Genomic DNA, 1947 nt, shown 5'->3' with positions numbered 1-1947 from the left:
TGCGTCTCGGTAGTGTTGGAGCCGGTGACCAGGATGACTTCGGCGTGCTCCAGTTCTTCGATGGAATTGGTCATGGCGCCCGAACCGAACGAGCGGGCCAGGCCGGCCACGGTCGAGGCGTGGCAAAGCCGCGCGCAATGGTCGACGTTGTTGGAGCCGAAGGCCGTGCGCACGAATTTCTGGAAAACAAAATTCTCCTCGTTGGTGCACTTGGCCGAAGACAACCCGGCCAGGGCGGCGGGACCGTGTTCCTTTTTAATGGCGCCGAGTTTGCCGGCCACCAGGTCCAGAGCTTCGTCCCAGGTGCTTTCCACCAGCTTGCCGTCCTTGCGCACCAACGGCTTGGTCAGGCGGTCGGGGCGCTGGACGAAATCGAGGCCGAAACGGCCCTTGACGCAAGCGGCGCCGAAATTGGGTACGCTGTCCGCCCCCTTGACCTTGACAATCTGGTTGTTGATGATCCAGAGTTCGAGCTGGCAGCCGACGCCGCAGTACGGGCAGGTGGTGACCACTTTTTTCTGGACATCCTTTTTCTTCAGTTTCCGGCCGTAAACCGGTTTTTCAATCAAAGCGCCGACCGGACAGGCCTGGACGCATTCGCCGCAGCCGTCGCACTCAGATCCCGACCACTCACCAGTCCCGGCCACGACGTGGCTGTGGATGCCGCGCTGGGCCATGCTCAGCACGCCTTTGCCCTGAATCTCAAAACAGGCCTTGACGCAGCGTTCGCACTTGATGCACTTGGAAGAATCATATAACAGGACCGGGGCCGAACTGTCCGGGGCCTGGGGGATTTCCTTCCAGAGCGGGGCGAAGGTGCGCTTGGGCGTGTCCAGCCCGTAGCGGAAGGCCAGGTCCTGCATCATGCAGTCGCCGTCGCGCTCGCAGGTGATACAGTCGTCGTTGTGCTCGGAAAGGAGCACATCGGCCAGCATCTTCCGTGTGTCCTCCAGCTGCTGATCGAAAGCCGTGACCTTCAGGCCTTCTTCAACTTTGACCAAACAGGCCGGGACCATGCCGGGCCGGCCTTCTATTTTGACCATGCACAGACGGCAGTCGCCGGTGCAGGTGACTTTTTCGTAAAAACACAGGCCGGGTATGTCAAAGCCGTTGTCCCGGGCCACCTTGAGCAGGTTGGCTCCCTTCTCGGCCTTGATTTCCTTTCCGTCAATGTTCAGTGTGATTGTTTCATTCATTGGTTTCACCTTTTGTTTTATTTAACCTTGCTGCGCAGCGAAGTCCCCGCAAGGGGGGATAAGTAATTTAGAAAGCAAATCATCTTGTTATTTTACCAAGTTAATTTGCTTTAAGTTACTAAGATTAGCGGCAAATTCCGCATGGAAATTGCCCAGGGCGCTCTTGATCGGCATGATCAGCGACTGGCCCAGCGGGCAGAGCGACGACTGGACCATGACTTCGGCCAGGTTGAGCAGGGTTTCCAGGTCGCCGACCTTGCCGGAGCCCTGGCGGATGCGATAGACAATCTGCAGAATCTGCTGCGTGCCGATGCGGCAGGGCGCGCACTGGCCGCACGATTCATGGGCGAAAAATTTCACGATCGAAAACAGCATGTCGACTATCGACGTGCCTTCGTTCATCACCAGCACGGCGCCTGAACCCAGCACGGCCTTGCTTTCCTTCAGGTTTTCAAAATCCATTTTCACATCGAGCAAACCCTCCGAAAGAAAGACGCCGGCCGCGCCGCCGAGCAGGGCGGCTTTGAATATTTTGCCGCCTTTCATGCCGCCGCCGAAGGAAAAAATAATTTCGCGCAACGGCGTGCCCATCTCCACTTCGATCAACCCCGGGTATTCCACATGGCCGAGGATGGTGAAGACCTTGGTGCCCGGACATTTTTCGTTGCCTATTTTACGGAACCAGTCGGCGCCGCGTCTGATTATAGCCGGGATATTGGCCAGGGTTTCAACGTTATTGACCGCCGTCGGT

General features: G+C 57.6%; 2 protein-coding genes. Both read right to left on the bottom strand.

The window, feature by feature from the left end; all coding sequences use genetic code 11:
* A partial coding sequence (locus NTW95_07740; protein ID MCX6557302.1) for a molybdopterin-dependent oxidoreductase occupies positions 1-1196 on the bottom strand: 1196 nt, incomplete at its 3' end.
* An 87-nt stretch (positions 1197-1283) separates the two neighbouring features.
* A partial coding sequence (locus tag NTW95_07735) for an SLBB domain-containing protein (GenBank protein MCX6557301.1) occupies positions 1284-1947 on the bottom strand: 664 nt, incomplete at its 5' end.

It is taken from the genome of Candidatus Aminicenantes bacterium (assembly GCA_026393795.1).
Lineage (GTDB): Bacteria > Acidobacteriota > Aminicenantia > UBA2199 > UBA2199 > UBA2199.
This window is presented reverse-complemented; position numbering and strand designations above follow the sequence as displayed.